Genomic DNA, 17,145 nt, shown 5'->3' on the forward strand with positions numbered 1-17,145 from the left:
CCGCCGCCGTGGCCCTCGCGGCGGCCCGGGCCCGGGAGAGCGAAGCTGTCCGGCGGCGGGCGAACGCCGCGCACACGCTGGCCGCCGGTAACGACGGCGACGTGGCGGTTCCCGCGCGTGCCCGGCGGATCGGGCGGATCGCCGTCGCGCTGACGGTCGTCGGCTGGACGTTGCACCTGGGGTCCGTCATCACTCGTGGCCTCGCGGCGGAGCGGGTGCCCTGGGGCAACATGTACGAGTTCTCGTCGATGATCTGTCTGATCGCGGTCACGACGTTTCTCGGCCTGATGATCCGGCAGCCGGTCCGGTGGCTGGGCGTCTTCGTCATGCTGCCGGTCGTGCTCTCGCTCGGTTTCGCCGGCACCGTGCTCTATGTCGCCGCGGGACCGCTGGTGCCCGCGCTCAACTCGTACTGGCTCAAGATCCATGTGGTCGGTGCGATCGTCGCCAGCGGGGTATTCCTGGTCTCCGCCGTGACCACGGTGTTGTTCCTCATCAAGGAGCGTTGGGAAAACCGGCTGGCCGAGGTCGCGGCCGGACGGGCTGACGCGAGCCGGGCCATGCAGCGCCGGGGCGGCATCGTCATGCGCCTGCCGTCGTCAACGGCGCTCGACACACTATCCTACCGGGTCATCGCGTTCGCGTTCCCGATCTGGACCTTCGCGATCATTGCCGGGGCGATCTGGGCGGAGGCGGCATGGGGCCGCTACTGGGGGTGGGACCCCAAGGAGACGTGGTCGTTCATCACCTGGGTCTGCTACGCCGCCTACCTGCACGCCCGCGCGACGGCTGGATGGCGTGGGCGGCGGGCCGCGACGATCTCGCTGCTGGCCTTCAGCGCCCTGTTCGTGGACTACTACCTGGTGAATCTGATCATCTCGGGGCTGCACTCCTACGCCGGCATCTGACCCTCCCCGCGGCTGCTGGTCCCTGGTCCCGGTCTGGCCCCGTCGGGGAGAACGGGCGGGTTACCTGCAGCCTGCGGAGAACACCCCGCTCGGCCGCGTACCGGAACGACGGACCGCCGCTCGTCCCGGTACGCGGAGCCGGTCAGCCGCGGGCTCGTGCCCCTGGATCCCCCGCGTCCAGGCGGCTCAGCCGTGGGACGACGACGGCGGCGGTCCGGCCTCGCCCTTGCGGATCCGGGCGGACAGTTCCCGCATGAAGTCCGGGTCGTCGTCGGGACCCTTCGGCCGGACGGCGGCCCGGCGGGTGCCCGTCCGTGCGCTGTACCGGTTGAAGCCGCCATCACGCCGGCTGTCGACGCCCCAGGACGATCGTTGCCCGAAGGCCGGGTGGTCGGAGACCGGCCGGCGCAGCGGTCGCCCGCCGGCGCTGTTCGCGCGAGGCCGACCGAAGAAGAACCATCCGGCGGTGCCGAAGATACCAAGGAAGATCACTGCTACGATCCACGCGAGTTTGGGCATGATCCGAACCTCCTCGGGGGGTGTCCCGAAGACATCGATGATCGCGTAAGCCCAAACGCCAATGATCACAAACGTCAGCGCGAGGCCCAGCACCGGCCGGTCGCTCCTTCCTGCTTTTCTTGATCGTTATTCTCGTCGTGACCTGTCAGGTATGGAACATCCGATCCGCGGGCATCTAATCCCGACCCGTGGCGAAACCCCCGACCCGTGGCGACGTCACGGACGGGTGGCGTCACGGACGGGCGACCCCACCAGATGGGTCAGGCGAGCACGTACCGTCCGCTATGGCCTGCGGCGGACGTACATGTCGTGGTGATGGCCGGCCCGTGTACCTCTAGTGTGCCTTCCGCGCCGACTCCTCGTCCCTCCGGTCCGTTATCCGACGCGGTCGTGCCCGTGGCGTGACGTGTTGAACTGGGATCGTGACCACCTGTGGGCGGTCGGGCATCCACCCGTGGCGACTGCGAGGATGGAGGTCATGGCCTGGGCGGATCTGCGTGCGTTCCTTGCTCATCTCGAAAGGCGGAAGGATCTGCGCCGCGTCACCGTACCCGTCGACCCGCGTCTCGAGGTCACCGAGATCGTGACCCGGGTGGTACGGGAGCGCGGGCCGGCTCTGCTGTTCGAGTCCCCGGCCGGCGCCGACATGCCGCTGGCGATCAACGTGTTCGGCACCGAGGAGCGGATGGCTGCCGCGCTCGGCGTCGAGGCGCTGGATGACATCGGTGAACGGCTCGGCGCGCTGCTGCGCCCGCAGCTGCCGATCGGCCTGTCCGGGTTGCGCGAGGCGTTCGGCAAGGCGGCGTCGCTCGCCTCGATCCCGCCCCGCCGGGTCCGGACCGCGCCCTGCCAGGACGTCATCCTCAAGGGTCCGGACGTCGACCTGTTCCGGCTGCCGGGGGTGCACGCCTGGCCGAACGACGGCGGGGCCTTCCTCAACCTCGGTCTGACGCACACGAAGCACCCCGAGACCGGGGCGCGCAACCTCGGGATGTACCGGTTGCAACGCCACGACGCACGCACCGTCGGCATGCACTGGCAGATCCACAAGGACTCCAACGCGCATCACGCGGTCGCCGAGCGGCGTGGGGAGCGGCTGCCGGTCGCGATCGCGTTCGGGTGCGACCCGGCGGTCACCTACGCCGCGTCCGCGCCACTGCCCACCGACCTCGACGAGTACCTGTTCGCCGGTTACCTGCGCGGCGAGCGGGTGGAGATGATCGACTGCCTCTCCGTCCCGCTGCGGGTGCCCGCGAACGCACAAGTGGTGCTCGAGGGCTGGCTCGAGCCGGGGGAGCGGCTGCCCGAGGGGCCGTTCGGCGACCACACCGGCTTCTACACCCCCGTCGAACCGTTCCCGGCGCTGCACGTCGACGTGATGACGACGCAGCGTGACCCGGTGTTCCAGACGATCGTGGTCGGTCGGCCGCCGCAGGAGGACGGTCCGATGGGCAAGGCCACCGAACGGATCTTCCTGCCGCTGGTCAGGATGATGATCCCCGAGATCGTCGATTACGACCTGCCTGAGGCGGGGGTGTTCCACAACTGCTGCATCGTCTCCATCGAGAAGCGTTATCCGAAGCACGCGCAGAAGGTGATGAACGCGGTCTGGGGAGCCGGGCTGCTGTCGTTGTCGAAGCTGATCGTGGTCGTCGACGCCGACTGCGACGTGCACGACTACCACGAGGTCGCCTGGCGCGCCTTCGGCAACGTCGACTATGCCCACGACCTGATCACGACCATCGGGCCGGTGGACCATCTCGACCACGCCGCCTACGAGCAGTTCTGGGGCGGCAAGGTTGGTGTGGACGCGACCCGCAAGCTACCGAGCGAGGGTTACCGGCGCAACGGCGGCTGGCCGGAGGAGATCGTCATGGACGAGGCGGTCCGCGAACGGGTCACCCGCCGATGGAAGGAGTATGGACTGTGACCGTCCTCCGTTTGCCTTGCTTATCCAGAGGGACAAAGACAAAAAGGACGCTAGGGCCTCTGGATAGGCAAGGAACAAGGAGTGGTGATTGCGGTGAGTGACGCCGCGTGGGTGCCGGGCGCGTCGGAGCCGGTCGGGCGAGGGTCGGGAGCCGGCCCGGGACACGCCGCCGGCCGGGTACGGGCGTTCCTGCGGCTCGTCGTCATCGAGCACTCGGTCTTCGCGCTGCCGTTCGCCTACATCGCGGCGCTCGCCGCCTCGTTCGCGGATTCCCGGTCGGTGCACTGGTCGGACCTCGCCCTCGTCAGCGTGGCGATGGTCGCGGCCCGAACCTTCGCCATGGCCGCAAACCGGGTCATCGATCGCGCGATCGACGCCCGTAATCCGAGGACGGCGAACCGAGAGCTGGTCACCGGCGTGGTCTCGGTGCGCACGGCGGTCGTCGGCGCCGCGGTCGCGCTCGCCGTCTTCCTCACCGCCGCCGCGGCCCTGTCCTGGCTCTGCCTGCTGCTCGCGCCGGTCGCTGTCGCGCCGCTCGTCGTCTACCCCTACGCGAAACGGTTCACCGACTTCCCGCACGCCGTGCTCGGCATCGCCCAGGCGGTGGCCCCGGTCGGCGCGTGGATCGCGGTCACCGGCGAGTGGTCCTGGGCCGCACTGGTGCTCGGCCTCGCGGTCGGTAGCTGGATCGGCGGCTTCGACGTGATCTATGCCTGCCAGGATGCCGAGGTCGACCGGCGCATCGGCGTGCGTGCGGTGCCGGCCCGGTTCGGGGTGCGGGCCGCGCTCATTGGCTCCACGGTTACGCATATGATCACCTTTGCGTTGTTCATCGTCTACGGGCTGCTGGACAACGCTGGTGCGTGGTGGTGGGCCGGGCTCGTGCTGACGGCGGCGGCATTCTGCTATGAGCACGCCATTGTGTCCCCGAACGACCTGTCGCGGGTCAACCGGGCCTTCCTCACCGCGAACGGATTCGTCGGCATCGTCCTGTTCCTCTTCGCCGTCGTCGATCTCGCCAGCCGTGGCCTGGCCGTCTGAGCGTCGGATTCGTCATGGCCGATGTTTTCAGTGCCCCCGAGGAGGAGGCCGGACCGCGCCTGCCGTGGGTGGTCGGGGTGAGCGGCGCCAGTGGAACCCCCTACGCGGCCGCGGTGCTGCGTGGCCTGCTGGCCGCCCGGCTGCCAGTCGATCTGGTGCTGTCCCGCGCGGCCCGCCTGACCCTGCTCGATGAGACGGGCATCGCCTGGCGTGACTCCGCCTGGGCGAAAGTCCTGGTCACGTGGTTGTCCATGCCCCTGGGCGGGGTGTCACCTCCAGAGGGTGTGTCGGCGCGGCGGGCCGATCGTGACGCGCTGGCCGATACGGTGTCCACCCTCGTCGAGGTACATGCCCCGGGTGATCTGGGGGCGCCGACGAGCAGCGGTTCGTACCCGACCCGCGGGATGATCGTCGTCCCGGCGAGCACGGCCTGCCTAGCCGGCATCACCCTGGGATTGTCCAAGGATCTGTTGCAGCGGTCGGCGGATGTCACGCTCAAGGAAGGCCGCTGTCTGATCGTCGTCCCGCGGGAGATGCCCTACACCCGCGCGACGCTGCGCCACATGTTGGACCTGCACGACGCCGGGGCGGTGGTGGCCGCGGCGAGCCCGGGATTTTACGCGGGCGTACGGACGGCCGGCGATCTCGTCGACTTCGTGGCCGGGCGGGTGCTCGACGCCGCCGACGTGCCGCACACGCTCTTCCGGCGTTGGACCGGCGAGCTCGGCGGCGCCCGCTGTGACCTGCCGGGCCGCTGTGACCTGCCGGGCCGCCGTGACCTGGCGGACGTCGAGGCGGCGCCACCGGCCGGGTGACGCCTGTTCCCCCTGGCGCAGGCCCCGCCCGGACAGGCACAGTTGTCGGGAACGGGCCCCGACCGGGGCCGCGGTGCCGGCGGGATGAGGACGATATGGCCACGGGTGGGCGCGGACCGGCGAGGAACCGGGGCCGCGGAACCGGCGGGGTGGACGGGGCCACGGCACGCAGACCCGCCTCGGCGGGGGGCCGCGGCGCCTCGGCGCGGCCGGGTCGTCCCACTCGCGCCGAGCGGCCCGCGCCGCAGGACGTGAACCTGCGTGCGCAACTGCCGTACTTCCTGACCCGCGTCGCCGCCCTCGCCGTGATCACCGTAATCCTGGTGACCGTGGGGCTGAACCTGCTGATGGCGCTGCTCATTGGGTTCGCCGTCGCCGGACTGCTGACCTGGCCGCTCGGGCGGATGCAGCGCAGGGCCGCACAGCGGGCCGCTCAGCGCCCGGATGCCGGGAACACCGGGAACGGCGGGAACACCGGGAACGGCGGGTAGCCGCGAGTAATCCGGATGCCCCGCCGGATCGCGGGGCGGCTGTGACCGGGTAGCTGTGCTCGCCTCCGAGGACGCCGAGAGCTGCGGGCTAGGCTAGAAGGCATGGATGCTGGGCTCAAGCGGGAGATCGAGGCCAAGGTTTCCGTCGGCGAGAGGCTGAGCCGTGCCGACGGGGAGGCGCTGTACGCCAGCGACGACCTCGTCTGGTTGGGCGGTCTCGCCCACGAGGTTCGCACCAGAAAGAACGGCGACAAGACCTTTTTCAACGTCAACCGGCATCTGAACCTGACGAACGTCTGCTCGGCGTCCTGCGCGTACTGCTCGTTCCAGCGCAAGCCCGGTGAGTCCGATGCTTACACCATGCGCATCGAGGAAGCTGTCCGGCTGGCGAAGGAGATGGAGCCGGCCGGGATCACCGAGCTGCACATCGTCAACGGTCTGCATCCGACGCTGCCCTGGCGCTACTATCCGCGCTCGCTGCGGGAGCTCGGCAAGGCGCTGCCCGGCGTCGCGTTGAAGGCGTTCACCGCTACCGAGATCCACTGGTTCGAGAAGATCAGCGGCCTGTCCGCCGACGAGATTCTCGACGAGCTCATCGATGCGGGACTCGAGTCGCTCACCGGCGGCGGTGCGGAGATCTTCGACTGGGAGGTCCGCCAGAAGATCGTCGGTCACGAGACGCACTGGGAGGACTGGTCGCGCATCCACCGGCTCGCCCACGCCAAGGGCCTGCGCACCCCGTGCACGATGCTGTACGGGCACATTGAGGAGCCCCGGCACCGGGTGGACCACGTGCTGCGGCTGCGTGAGCTGCAGGATTCCACGGGCGGGTTCACGGTCTTCATTCCGCTGCGCTTCCAGCACGACGCCGCCGGTGACCCGCGCAACCGGTTGATGAACCAGCCGATGGCGACGGGGGTCGAGGCGTTGAAGACGTTCGCCGTCTCCCGGCTGCTGTTCGACAACGTGGATCACATCAAGTGCTTCTGGGTGATGCACGGCCTCACCACGGCGCAGCTCGCGTTGAACTTCGGCGCTGACGACCTCGACGGTTCCGTTGTCGAGTACAAGATCACGCACGATGCGGACCGGTTCGGGACGCCGCACACCATGACCCGCGAGGATCTGCTCGCAATCATCCGCGACGCCGGCTTCCGCCCGGTCGAGCGGGACACCCGCTACCGGGAGATCCGTGTCTACGACGGTCCCGACCCGGCTCGGCGTGACGTCCCGACCTCGATCGACGCCTGACCGGTGGACCGGATGGGCACCGGGGACGGGCCGGGGCCGGCCCGCGGATCCGAGGAGTCGCCGGCGCTCGGGAGTCCCGGGCCTGTCCGGCACCCCGGAGCACCCGGCATCGGATCGATCTTTGTGCTTGCCTTCCTGGTGATCCTGTTTCCGGGGGTGGCCGGGTACGTGGTGCTCGACTGGATCGGTCTGCCGATCGGCGCCGCCGGTCTGCTGGGTCTGTTCGTCGTCTTCCTGGGGCTGGGCTTCTTCCCGACCGTGCTGCGCCGGCTCGGCTGGGTGCCGACGAAGAGACGGAGGACGTGATGGTGCAACCGCGTAGGCGGTTGGTTCCGTGGCCACAGCGGGTTTCGTGGCCACAGGGAGCGATGCCTGACTCGCTGACCGGATCGGGCCAGGCGGGCGAGCGCGGCCTGCTTGGCATCAACCTGCGGTACTTCGCGGTACGCGTGCTGCTCTTCGGAGCGGTGCTGGCCGTGGTCCTGCTGCTGGGGGTGCGCGGGCTGCTGGCCTTCGCCCTGGCCGTGGTGTTCAGCGGGCTGCTCAGCTATCCCCTGGCGTTGCGCCAGCGCCGCGTGGTCATCGAGGTCATGGAGGAGCGCCGGGGCGGACGGCGTTGACCGGAGCCGGAGCGGACAACGATGGCGATACCCAGGCCCGTCCCCGGGTGGGGCACATCCAGTTTCTGAACTGCCTGCCGCTGTACTGGGGACTGGTCCACTCCGGTGCTCTGCTCGACATCGAGCTGACGAAGGACACCCCGGACCGGCTGAACGACGCGCTGGTCGCCGGCGATCTCGATATCGGTCCGATCAGCCTGGTGGAGTACCTCCGGCATGCCGACGAGCTCGTCGTGCTGCCCGACCTCGCGGTCGGCTCCGACGGTCCGGTCCTGTCCGTCGTGCTGGGCACGGCGGCGCCGCTCGTGGAGATCCGGACCGTCGCGCTCGGCTCGACGTCCAGGACCAGCGTGCTGCTCGCCCGGATGTTGCTGGAGGAGCGCTACGGCCTGCGACCGGAGTATGTGACGATGCCGCCGGACCTGCCGTCGATGCTGCGGGAGGCGGATGCCGCAGTGATCATCGGTGATGCCGCGCTACGGGCGACCTACGATGCCGAGCGGGGCGGTCCGGACCATCCTCTCCGGCTCGTCGATCTCGGTGCCGCCTGGCGGGAGTGGACCGGCCTGCCCATGGTGTTCGCCGTGTGGGCCGCCCGACGGTCCTTCGCCGAACGCCGTCCCGGGGTGGTCAAGGAGGTGCACGGCGCGTTCCGCTCCGGACTCGACCTGGCGCTGCGTGATGTGGACGAGGTCGCGGCGCGGGCGGCCCGTTTTGAGGTGTTCGACCCGGGCACGCTGGCCCGGTATTTCACCACTCTCGACTTTCGGCTCGGTGCGCGCCAGCAGGCGGGGATTATCGCCTTCGCCGGGCGTGCCGCGCGGCGAGGTGATGTTCCGGCGCTGCGCGCACTGCGTTTCGCGGACGTCTGACCGCCGCTCAGACCGGTGGTCGGAACGCGTGAGAGATACTGGTCGGCGGAATCGGAACCGCTTGGCGCGTACTCGCCGTGGCGAAGCGCGCGATACGTCCCTTTACCAGCGCGACCAACCGGGGCGGGGTGGCTCGCCCGCCCGGCGCGATCAGCATCTCGTCGAGCGTCTCGCCACCGGCGTCATCCCCGCCGGCCAGAGCATACCTTGGATCGCTGGGTTCACCTGGCGGCCCGGACCGTGGGTCCGGTGGCACGGGGGCCCCGAGGCCGTCGCCGGACGCGATGCCGGGTTCGGTGCCGGGTTCGCTGCCCTCGCAGGCCTGCCGGGCGGCCGCGTCGATGAGGCTGTTGACCGCGAGGGTCCAGGCCCGTAGTCCTTCGTGACCGGTCAGCTCGGTGAACACCGCCGCCTCGAGGCAGCAGGTGCTGGCTCCCGCGAGCTCGTCCACGTCCAACAGGGAGATGGCGAGCAGCCCGGCCAGGTGACCCGCGAGCATGAACAGCCGGAACTGCTGGTGCGGCAGCATGGGCGTGTGCAGCAGGTTGTCGACGACGTTCTGCTGCTCCAGCACCTGGGCGGTGACGTCCTGTGGATCGAGCCGGTCGGCCTTGGCGATCAGATCGGCCACCAACCGATCGAGGTAGTCCAGTTCGGTGTCCGACCGGCGGTGGTCGAGCAGATCCGAAACCCGGCGGCGGGACTCCCGCTCCGGATCGGGCTGGCGACGCAGGCGTTCCGCCCGGGCGGCGACGGCTGCCTCACGCAGGTCGATGAGGGCGCCCCCGGCCTCCAGCGCCGCGTCGACTGCGGCGATCATCGGTCGGGAGGGGATGCCTCGGCTGGGCTGTTCGAGCTGACCGATGTACTGGCGGCTGTAGCCGGTGCGTCGGGCGAGCTCCTCCCGAGAGAGGACACGTTCACAGCGCCGCCGTCGGACCTCAGCGGGTAGCAGGTCTTCGGCGGTCGCTGCATCGTGCCGGCCTCGGCTCCGTTGCCGCATCTGTGACGTCCTTCCGCGTGGCAAGGTCCCGCCTCCCGAGGAGGGAAGCTCAGCAGTCGTGTGCTGTCTCTGCTCGCCCGCCTGACGGTCGCCCGCCCAATGGCCAGTAGAGAGTCACCGATAGTGATCAGATTACTCCAGGCCGCACCCTAGTTGACTAGAGGTCAAAAGTCCCATACACATCCAGTTTCACTGATTACTCTCAGTTGTCAAACGGCAGGCGAAGTCGATCGGCATCGCGCTTCGTGGTCGGCCGATCGATCGCCGTGTGGAAGTCGCCCGTCATACCGCACCTCCGTCGAGACATTATGCCGACCTTCTTGGGTTATTGTTGGGAAACGCGAGTGTTGCCACGGAAGTGTTGGCGGAAAGCGGCGGAATCGCCGAGGGCTCGTCCGGACGGGCTATTCCCGCATGGTGTGCTATCGCGGCCGCGTCCAGGCTGCGGTGCTTCGCGACGGTCTGCGGGTATCGGCCTGATGGCCAACGTGGGTCATCCTCGGAAACCATCCTGAATGACGATGCGCGGGGTCGGGCGGGGCGCGTACAAAAGAATGGTGGATACCGGCCGTTCGGTGGATGCCGACACCGTCGGGCTCGTCGGGGAGAAGGCCGTCGGCCTGGTCGGCGGTTCCGCTGTGGGCCGTGGTTCCGCTCCGGCGGAGCAGGTGCCTCCGCCCGGTCCACGGCGCGTAGTCGTCGTCGACGACGCGGACGGGGTGCGCGACCTATTGTGCCTGTTGCTGGAGACCGAACCCGACTTCGTGATCGTCGGCGCCGCGTCCAACGGCGCGGAGGCGATCGACGAGGTCGTCCGCACCGAGCCGGACCTCGTGCTGCTCGACCTGGCCATGCCGGTCCTCGACGGCATCGCCGCCCTGCCGCGGATCCGGCGGGTCGTGCCGCGGGCCACGGTGGTGATCTTCACGGGATTCTCCGAGGATGCGTTGCTCGACCAGGTGCTGGAACTCGGCGCGGATGGCCTGCTGGAGAAGGGGCTGGCCACCGGTCCGCTGGTGGAGCAGCTCCGGCGGCTGTGCGCCGCCCACCGGACGATCTGAGCGATCTCGTGACCGGCGGGATTGTTCATTTTCTCCGCTGTCATGACGGCCATGGCGGACGGTTTCGGGGCTGGTCGTCCGGTTTATTGCAGTTTGGAGCAGGGCGGCGGGTCGAAGTAGGCCGGACAGTGCCCCGACTTGCCCATCAGCCGTACTTCTGTGGAAACATGGGCTCGTGACTACGTGCGCCCTCGCTGGTGGGATGCCGGTTGGGCAGGCGTCAGGCCTTCCGCTTGACGTCTCCCGTCGGCGCCGGGCTGCGTCGTCCCCCGCGGTGCCGTGCCTGGTGATTGAGCCGATGCTCGTCGCCCGTCTGCACGTCGACCTGCTGCGGGTTTCCAGCGCCGGCTGTCGCCGCTCCCGCTGACGTCTCCGTTCGTGGCGCCCGCTGCCGGCGCCGCGACTTCCTTGCGCACCGAGAGATCTCATGACTTCTCCTGCTCGTCCTGCCCGGTCCGCGCGCCCGTCCCGACCCAAGGGAACGGGCCAGTGGGCGTTGGGATATTCCGAGCCGCTCAACGCGAACGAGCGGATGAAGAAGGACCAAGGCGGTCTGGAGGTGCGGGACCGCATCCTCAACCTCTACCCGCGTACCGGTTTCGACGGGATCGATCCCCAGGACCTGCGGGGCCGGTTCCGGTGGTGGGGTCTGTACACCCAGCGCCGGCCGGGGATCAGCGGCGGGCGGACGGCGATCCTCGAACCCGAGGAACTGGACGACTCCTACTTCATGCAGCGCATCCGACTCGACGGCGGCCGGATGACTTCGGATCAGCTCCGGGTGATCGCCGACGTCTCCACCCGCTACGGCCGGGACGTCGCCGATGTCACCGACCGGCAGAACATCCAACTCCACTGGATCCGGATCGAGGATGTGCCGGCGATCTGGGCGGCACTGGAGAACGCCGGCATGACCACCGCCGAGGCCTGTGGCGACACCCCCCGGGTGATTCTCGGTTGCCCGCTCGCCGGGGTCGACGGTGACGAGATCATCGACGGGAGCGAGGCGATCGACGAGGTCGTCCGCCGGTTCATCGGCGACCCTACGCTGGCCAACCTGCCCCGTAAGTTCAAAAGCGCCATCTCCGGCTGCGCCGACCACTGCACGTTGCACGAGATCAACGACATCGCGTTCGTCGGGGTCATCTATCCGGAACTGGGAGCCGGCTATGATCTGTGGGTCGGTGGCGGTCTGTCGACGAACCCGCGGCTCGGCGTGCGGCTGGGCGCGTTCGTGCCGCCGGCGCGGGTTGCCGAGGTCTGGCACGGCGTCGTGTCGCTGTTCCGAGACTACGGTTACCGCCGGCTGCGCACCCGCGCCCGGTTGAAGTTCCTGGTCGCGGACATGGGCGCCGAATGGGTGCGCGCGACCCTGGAGAAGGAGTACCTGGCTTCGGCGCTGCCTGACGGCCCGGCGCCGGCCCCGCCGCGCAGCGAGGGGCGCGACCACATCGGGGTGCACCGCCAGCGCGACGGCCGCAACGCCGTGGGGTTCGCACCGCGGGCGGGTCGGCTCAGCGGGACCACGCTGACCGCGGTGGCGGACCTCGCCGATCGGTTCGGGCAGGGCCGCATCCGCGCCACGACGACGCAGAAGCTCGTCATCCTCGATGTCGCCGACGCGGGCGTCGACGCGCTGGAGGCCGAACTCGGTGCGCTCGACCTGGTGGTCCGCCCGAGCGTGTTTCGGCGCGGCACGATGGCCTGCACCGGTATCGAGTTCTGCAAGCTGGCGATCGTCGAGACCAAGGGCCGGGCCCGCGACCTCATCGACGAGCTCGAACGCCGGCTGCCCGACTTCGACGAGCCGATCGGGATCAACGTCAACGGCTGCCCCAACGCCTGCGCCCGCTTCCAGGTCGCAGACATCGGGCTCAAGGGTTCCCTGGTACCGGACGACGCCACCGGTGAGATGGTCGAGGGCTTCCAGGTCCACCTCGGCGGGCACCTGGGTACCAGGTCGCGGCTGGGCCGCAAGTCGCGTGGTCTGAAGGTGACCGCCGACGGCCTCGTCGACTACGTCGTCGCGGTGCTGGAGACTTACCGGGCGGGCCGGACCGCGGGGGAGAGCTTCGCGGACTGGGCGGAGCGGGCCGACGAGGCCCAGCTGACGGCGCTCGGTGCCGCTGATGGCTAGCGGTGAGCGGGTGGTGCCCTTCTACTGCCCGTACTGCGGCGAGGAGGACATCGTCCCGGACACGCCGCCGGAGGGCTCCGGCGCGGGACCTGGCCACGGGTACTGGGCGTGCCGATCCTGCCTGCGGGGCTTCCGGCTGAGTCTGACGGCCCTCGCGGCCGCCGGAGCCGGGTTGCGTGACGACGAGGAGACGAGCTGATGGATGCCGCGTTGCAGGCCCGGGCGCTGCGGGCCGGGGACGATCTCGAGGGTGCGCCGGCGGAGGAGATCCTGCGCTGGGCGGTCGAGGAATTCGGGACGAAGCTGGCGATCGCCGCCTCAATGGCTGAGACGATCCTCGTGGACATGCTCGCCCGGATCCGGTCCGACGTCCCCGTGGTTTTCATCGACACTGGTTATCACTTCCCCGAGACCGTCGGTACCCGGGACGCGGTGGCCGGAATCTACGACCTGCCGATCATCAGCGCCCGTCCGCAGCTCACCGTCGTCGGCCAGGACGCCGTCTACGGTCAGGACCTCTACCGGACCGACCCGGACCTGTGCTGCCGGATGCGCAAGGTCGTTCCGCTGGATCGGGCCCTGGCTCCCTACCGTGCCTGGGCCGCGGGGTCGCGGCGGGCGGAGTCGCCCAGCCGGGCGAAGCTCCGGGTCGTCGACTGGGACGCCAGACGGGGCAAGGTGAAGATCCACCCGCTCGCGGCCTGGACCGACGAGGACGTCGAACGCTACGTGGCCGAGCACGGCGTCATCGTCAACCCGCTCCTCTCCGACGGTTACGACTCGGTTGGCTGCTGGCCGTGCACCCGGCGGGGCGCCGGCCGGGAGGGCCGGTGGGCCGATTCGATCAAGACGGAGTGTGGTATCCACTGACCTCCTCGGGCCTGCCGGCTGCCAGTGTTCGAAGGCAACCGAGCAGGTACGGTGCACGCCGTGACGGACGGGCGAAGTGTGGGTGAGGTCTGGCTGGTCGGCGCGGGCCCGGGCGATCCCGGTCTGCTCACCGTTCGCGGCCGTGAGGTGCTGGCGAACGCGGACGTCGTGGTCACCGACCGGCTCGCCGCGGCCGTCCTCCTCGGCGCCGCCCCGGCCGGCGCCGAGATCATCCACGTGGGCAAGAGCCCGACCGCGCCGTCGTGGACCCAGGAGGAGATCAACGCGGTCCTCGTCGACCGGGCGCGCGCCGGTGCGCGCGTCGTCCGCCTCAAGGGCGGCGATCCCTACCTGCTCGGGCGAGGCAGCGAGGAGGCGCAGGCCTGCGCCGTGGCGGGGGTCGCGTGCACCGTCGTGCCCGGCGTTACCTCGGCGCTGGCCGTACCCGCCTGTGCCGGCATCCCGGTCACTCATCGTGGTCTCGCGCAGGAGGTTGCCATCGTCTCGGGGCACCTGCCACCCGGCCATCCGGAGTCGACGGTGGACTGGGCCGGTCTCGCGGCCTCCCGGGCGACCATCGTTATCCTGATGGGGGTGGCGCGTCTCATGGACATCACCGACGCGCTGCTCACCGGCGGTCGCCCCGGGGCGACGCCGGTCGCGGTCATCGAGCGCGGGGCGACCCCGGCGCAGCGGATCCTGCGGACCACCCTGGACGCGCTGGCGATCGACGCGATCGCGGCCGGTGTGCGGTCTCCCGCGGTGATCGTGGTCGGAGAGGTCGCGGCGCGCCGGGACGCGCCGGTCTCGGAGGCGGGGCCGCTCGCCGGGATCCGGGTACTCGTGGCTCGTACCCGGCCGCGGCCGGGTCTGCTGGCTCGCCGGCTGCGGCAGCTGGGCGCGGATGCGGTCGAGACCGTTGTCGCCCGGCCCGCGCCGGTCGAGGACGCCGGTGCCGTGCTGGTGGCGGCGCTGCCGGGAGCGGATGGTCTGCTGCTGGCCGATGCGGACGAGGTCGCCGCCGTGGTGGCCCTGCTGCGTCGAGCCGGCACCGACGTGCGGGCGTTGGCCGGCCTGACTCTCGTCGCGGCCCGCGGGGACGCCGCGGAAGCGCTTGACGGGCTGGGCCTCGCCTCGGTGCCCGTCGCCGAGCTGTCCATGGATCCGTCGTCGACCGGTCTCGCCGGTCCGACCGGCTCGTCGCGGGTGCTGATCGTCGGCGCGGCGGACCCGCCGGACGGGGTGTGTTCCCTGCGCCGGGTGCCGCTGCTTACCGACGTGACCGCCGAGCCGGATCCCCGGATCGCCGAGGAGCTCCGGCACGGCGACTTCGACGTCGCGGCCTTCGCGTCGTCCACCGCCGCCCGCAGCACCGCCGAGATCTACGGACCTCTCCCGCCCGATCTGCTCATCGCGGCGATGGGTCGACGCAGCGCGCTGGCCTGTGCGGTGGCGGGCATGCGGGTGGACATCGTGCCCACCGAACCCGGGGTCCATCCGCTCGCGGCCGCCGTCGCGGACTTCGTCGTCACCAGCCGGTCCATCGGCTCGCCGGATGGTTGATCTTCGGAGCGGCGGCCTCGGCGTCGCGAACCAGGAGACGCAGGGTGTCGTCGAGCCGCGCGCGGACCGCGTCGACGACGCTCGCGTGCAGCCCGAGCGGCTCCGACAGCACCCATCGGGTCGTCGGGTGCCGGCACCGGGCGTCGTCGAGTGCCGCCGGGATGTCTCGGCGGGTGTGATTGCCGTCGAACAGGAAGAACGGGTAAACGACGATCTCGGTGCATCCCGCGTCGGCCAGCGTGGCGTACCCGGTGGCGATGTCGGGCCGGGCGATTTCGAGGAAGGCGGCTTCGACCGCTCCCCACGTCCATGGCGCGGCGGCATGGCCGGGATCGACCAGGAGCCGGTGGGCGAGCTCCCGAACCGTCGCATTCGCCTCATCCCGCCGGGATCCGTGACCGATCACCAGTAGACCGCGCATGTTCCCAGTGTGCGCCGCGGGTCCGTCGGCGCCCGGTCGGGCGCCGACGGACAACGGCCACGCCTGTCGGTCACGCCCGCCGGGCGCTCAGCCGCCGGTGCCGTCGTCGGAGCTGTGCCCCGGGAAGATCTTTGCCGACGGGTCCACCACCGGCGCCGCGTTGTTGACCGCCGTCGCGGCCTCCCCGAAACCCGTCGCGATCAGGCGGACCTTCCCTGGGTACTCAGTGATGTCGCCGGCCGCGAAGATCCGCTCGACTCCGGTCGCCATCGTCGGGTCGACGACGATGTGCCGCTTGTCAATGGTCAGATTCCAGCGGGTCAGCGGTCCGAGGTCGGCGGTGAATCCGAGCGCGGCGACGACCGCCTGCGCGGGTCGGACATGTCGGTCGCCGGTGCGGGTCTGCACCAGTTCGACCTTCTCGATCCACTCCTCACCGTGGACCGTGGCGACCTCGGTGAAGGTCAGGATCTCGACGGAGGACGCCTCGACCCGCTCGACTGTGGACATATGCGCCCGGAACCGGTCCCGACGGTGCACGAGGGTGACCGAGCGGGCGATCGGCTCCAGGGCCAGCGCCCAGTCGAAGGCGCTGTCCCCGCCGCCGACCACGATGACGTCCTGGCCGGTGTGGACGTCGAGCTTGGGCACGAAGTAGACCAGGCCGCGGCCCAGATGCGCGGTGCCGGTGGGCAGCGGGCGGGGGGTGAAGGTGCCGAGACCGCCGGTGATGACGACGACCTTGGCGCGTACCCGAAGACCCTGGCTGCTGGTCACCACCACGGCGCCCGGCTCGTGGGTCAGCTCGGCGGCCTGCTGGCCCAGCAGGTAGGTGGGGGAGAACTGGTTCGCCTGGATCAACAGGGCGTCGATCAGTTCACGGCCCCGGACGGCCGGCAGGCCCGCGATATCGTAGATCATCTTCTCCGGGTACATCGCGGTGACCTGACCGCCGGCCTCGGGCAACGAGTCCATGAGCGCGACTGACAGGCCGCGGAATCCGGCGTAGTAGGCGCCGTAGAGGCCGGCCGGCCCGGCGCCGACGATCAGCATGTCGACGTCGGTGTCGACCGGGGACGTCCCCGACCGCACGGCGCCGGTGACGCTCGCCCTGGCCGCGGGGTCGGTCTCCGTGACCGCGTTCGCGGGCTGGTGCGCATCGGCGGACTGCGTGACCACGGGTGACTCCCTAAGCTTGGCGGCCGACCGGCGCTGTCGGGGCAGCCGGTCGGTAGCAGTGGATGTTCCCTCCCTCATCCTGCCGGAGACACGCCGCACCCGCCTTCATCCGCGGAATGGTGAGTCGTCGACCACCTGTGGTTGTCGTCGACTACCTGCGGTCCCCTCGGATACGGCTGGCGGGAACGACCGGATCCGCCGCGTCGGCTGGCGGACAACGCTCGACATCGATTTACTCGAGAGGGTTAGCGTTAGCGTGACTTCCGCGCCGTTGCGGATGCCCGTAGGGACTGGGCGACGACGGACTGTGGCGTGATGATGGGTTCGTCTCCCTGCACGGGGAGACAATTGCGGCACCGGTGACGGCTCCCAGGCCGGAACGGTACCTGGGCCGCGGCCGGAGGTATAACACGGGCGGGAGAACAGTGACGGAACGATCGGCGCGTCGGGTTTCGCCTAGTTCT

At 70.1% G+C, this 17,145-nt stretch carries 19 protein-coding genes; 15 read left to right on the top strand and 4 right to left on the bottom strand.

All coding sequences use genetic code 11. The features are described 5' to 3' along the window. Positions 1 to 908 (top strand): c-type cytochrome biogenesis protein CcsB (gene ccsB / locus AC08OT_RS11380; protein WP_476602804.1); only part of this gene is annotated, 908 nt, incomplete at its 5' end. 186 nt (positions 909 to 1,094) lie between these two features. On the opposite strand, the gene AC08OT_RS11385 is transcribed toward ccsB, so the two are convergent. Further along, positions 1,095 to 1,520, bottom strand: coding sequence for a PLD nuclease N-terminal domain-containing protein (locus AC08OT_RS11385; protein WP_476592505.1), 426 nt, complete (start codon positions 1,518 to 1,520; stop codon positions 1,095 to 1,097). A 385-nt stretch (positions 1,521 to 1,905) separates the two neighbouring features. On the opposite strand from AC08OT_RS11385, the gene AC08OT_RS11390 reads away from it, so the two are divergent. The 8 genes from AC08OT_RS11390 to AC08OT_RS11425 all read left to right on the top strand — a co-directional run bounded on the left by AC08OT_RS11390 (position 1,906) and on the right by AC08OT_RS11425 (position 8,447). Beyond that, positions 1,906 to 3,357, top strand: a complete 1,452-nt coding sequence (locus AC08OT_RS11390) for a menaquinone biosynthesis decarboxylase (RefSeq protein ID WP_462202620.1) — start codon at positions 1,906 to 1,908, stop codon at positions 3,355 to 3,357. Between the two features lie 93 nt (positions 3,358 to 3,450). After that, complete coding sequence (gene mqnP / locus AC08OT_RS11395) at positions 3,451 to 4,398, top strand: menaquinone biosynthesis prenyltransferase MqnP (RefSeq protein WP_476592506.1); 948 nt, start codon at positions 3,451 to 3,453, stop codon at positions 4,396 to 4,398. A gap of 14 nt (positions 4,399 to 4,412) precedes the next feature. Then, positions 4,413 to 5,213 (top strand): UbiX family flavin prenyltransferase, encoded by an 801-nt coding sequence (locus AC08OT_RS11400; RefSeq protein ID WP_476592507.1) that lies wholly within the window; start codon positions 4,413 to 4,415, stop codon positions 5,211 to 5,213. Positions 5,214 to 5,308: 95 nt separating this feature from the next. After that, complete coding sequence (locus AC08OT_RS11405) at positions 5,309 to 5,704, top strand: hypothetical protein (protein WP_476592508.1); 396 nt, start codon at positions 5,309 to 5,311, stop codon at positions 5,702 to 5,704. A gap of 102 nt (positions 5,705 to 5,806) precedes the next feature. Further along, a complete protein-coding gene (gene mqnE, locus AC08OT_RS11410) occupies positions 5,807 to 6,955 on the top strand; it encodes an aminofutalosine synthase MqnE (RefSeq protein ID WP_462185634.1) in 1,149 nt (382 codons plus the stop codon). Positions 6,956 to 6,967: 12 nt separating this feature from the next. After that, positions 6,968 to 7,261 carry a hypothetical protein gene (locus AC08OT_RS11415; RefSeq protein WP_476592509.1) on the top strand — a complete coding sequence of 98 codons (294 nt, stop codon included), beginning with the start codon at positions 6,968 to 6,970 and terminating at the stop codon, positions 7,259 to 7,261. A gap of 62 nt (positions 7,262 to 7,323) precedes the next feature. Then, on the top strand, positions 7,324 to 7,575 hold the full coding sequence (locus AC08OT_RS11420) for a hypothetical protein (protein ID WP_476592510.1): 252 nt from the start codon (positions 7,324 to 7,326) through the stop codon (positions 7,573 to 7,575). Further along, positions 7,572 to 8,447, top strand: coding sequence for a menaquinone biosynthetic enzyme MqnA/MqnD family protein (locus AC08OT_RS11425; RefSeq protein WP_476592511.1), 876 nt, complete (start codon positions 7,572 to 7,574; stop codon positions 8,445 to 8,447). The genes AC08OT_RS11420 and AC08OT_RS11425 overlap by 4 nt, the downstream gene beginning before the upstream one ends. A gap of 7 nt (positions 8,448 to 8,454) precedes the next feature. Here AC08OT_RS11425 and AC08OT_RS11430 read toward each other — a convergent pair whose 3' ends face one another. Further along, a complete protein-coding gene (locus AC08OT_RS11430; RefSeq protein WP_476592512.1) occupies positions 8,455 to 9,450 on the bottom strand; it encodes a helix-turn-helix domain-containing protein in 996 nt (331 codons plus the stop codon). Between the two features lie 554 nt (positions 9,451 to 10,004). Here AC08OT_RS11430 and AC08OT_RS11435 point away from each other — a divergent pair. The 6 genes from AC08OT_RS11435 to cobA all read left to right on the top strand — a co-directional run bounded on the left by AC08OT_RS11435 (position 10,005) and on the right by cobA (position 15,081). Next, on the top strand, positions 10,005 to 10,511 hold the full coding sequence (locus tag AC08OT_RS11435; protein ID WP_476602805.1) for a response regulator: 507 nt from the start codon (positions 10,005 to 10,007) through the stop codon (positions 10,509 to 10,511). Positions 10,512 to 10,686: 175 nt separating this feature from the next. Continuing rightward, positions 10,687 to 10,878, top strand: a complete 192-nt coding sequence (locus AC08OT_RS11440) for a putative leader peptide (protein ID WP_476592514.1) — start codon at positions 10,687 to 10,689, stop codon at positions 10,876 to 10,878. A 60-nt stretch (positions 10,879 to 10,938) separates the two neighbouring features. After that, on the top strand, positions 10,939 to 12,648 hold the full coding sequence (locus AC08OT_RS11445) for a nitrite/sulfite reductase (protein WP_476592515.1): 1,710 nt from the start codon (positions 10,939 to 10,941) through the stop codon (positions 12,646 to 12,648). Then, positions 12,641 to 12,847, top strand: a complete 207-nt coding sequence (locus AC08OT_RS11450) for a transposase (protein ID WP_462185641.1) — start codon at positions 12,641 to 12,643, stop codon at positions 12,845 to 12,847. The genes AC08OT_RS11445 and AC08OT_RS11450 overlap by 8 nt, the downstream gene beginning before the upstream one ends. Further along, positions 12,847 to 13,518, top strand: coding sequence for a phosphoadenylyl-sulfate reductase (locus tag AC08OT_RS11455; protein WP_476592516.1), 672 nt, complete (start codon positions 12,847 to 12,849; stop codon positions 13,516 to 13,518). The genes AC08OT_RS11450 and AC08OT_RS11455 overlap by 1 nt, the downstream gene beginning before the upstream one ends. A 60-nt stretch (positions 13,519 to 13,578) precedes the next feature. Beyond that, positions 13,579 to 15,081 (top strand): uroporphyrinogen-III C-methyltransferase, encoded by a 1,503-nt coding sequence (gene cobA / locus AC08OT_RS11460; RefSeq protein ID WP_476592517.1) that lies wholly within the window; start codon positions 13,579 to 13,581, stop codon positions 15,079 to 15,081. Here the strand turns inward: cobA and AC08OT_RS11465 are convergent. Beyond that, positions 15,047 to 15,502, bottom strand: a complete 456-nt coding sequence (locus tag AC08OT_RS11465; RefSeq protein WP_476592518.1) for a sirohydrochlorin chelatase — start codon at positions 15,500 to 15,502, stop codon at positions 15,047 to 15,049. The genes cobA and AC08OT_RS11465 overlap by 35 nt on opposite strands. A gap of 87 nt (positions 15,503 to 15,589) precedes the next feature. Beyond that, entirely contained in the window at positions 15,590 to 16,681 is a 1,092-nt protein-coding gene (locus AC08OT_RS11470) for an NAD(P)/FAD-dependent oxidoreductase (protein WP_476592519.1), read from the bottom strand. Positions 16,682 to 17,145: the final 464 nt, after the last annotated feature.

The organism is Frankia sp. CgJB1, from assembly GCF_977947065.1.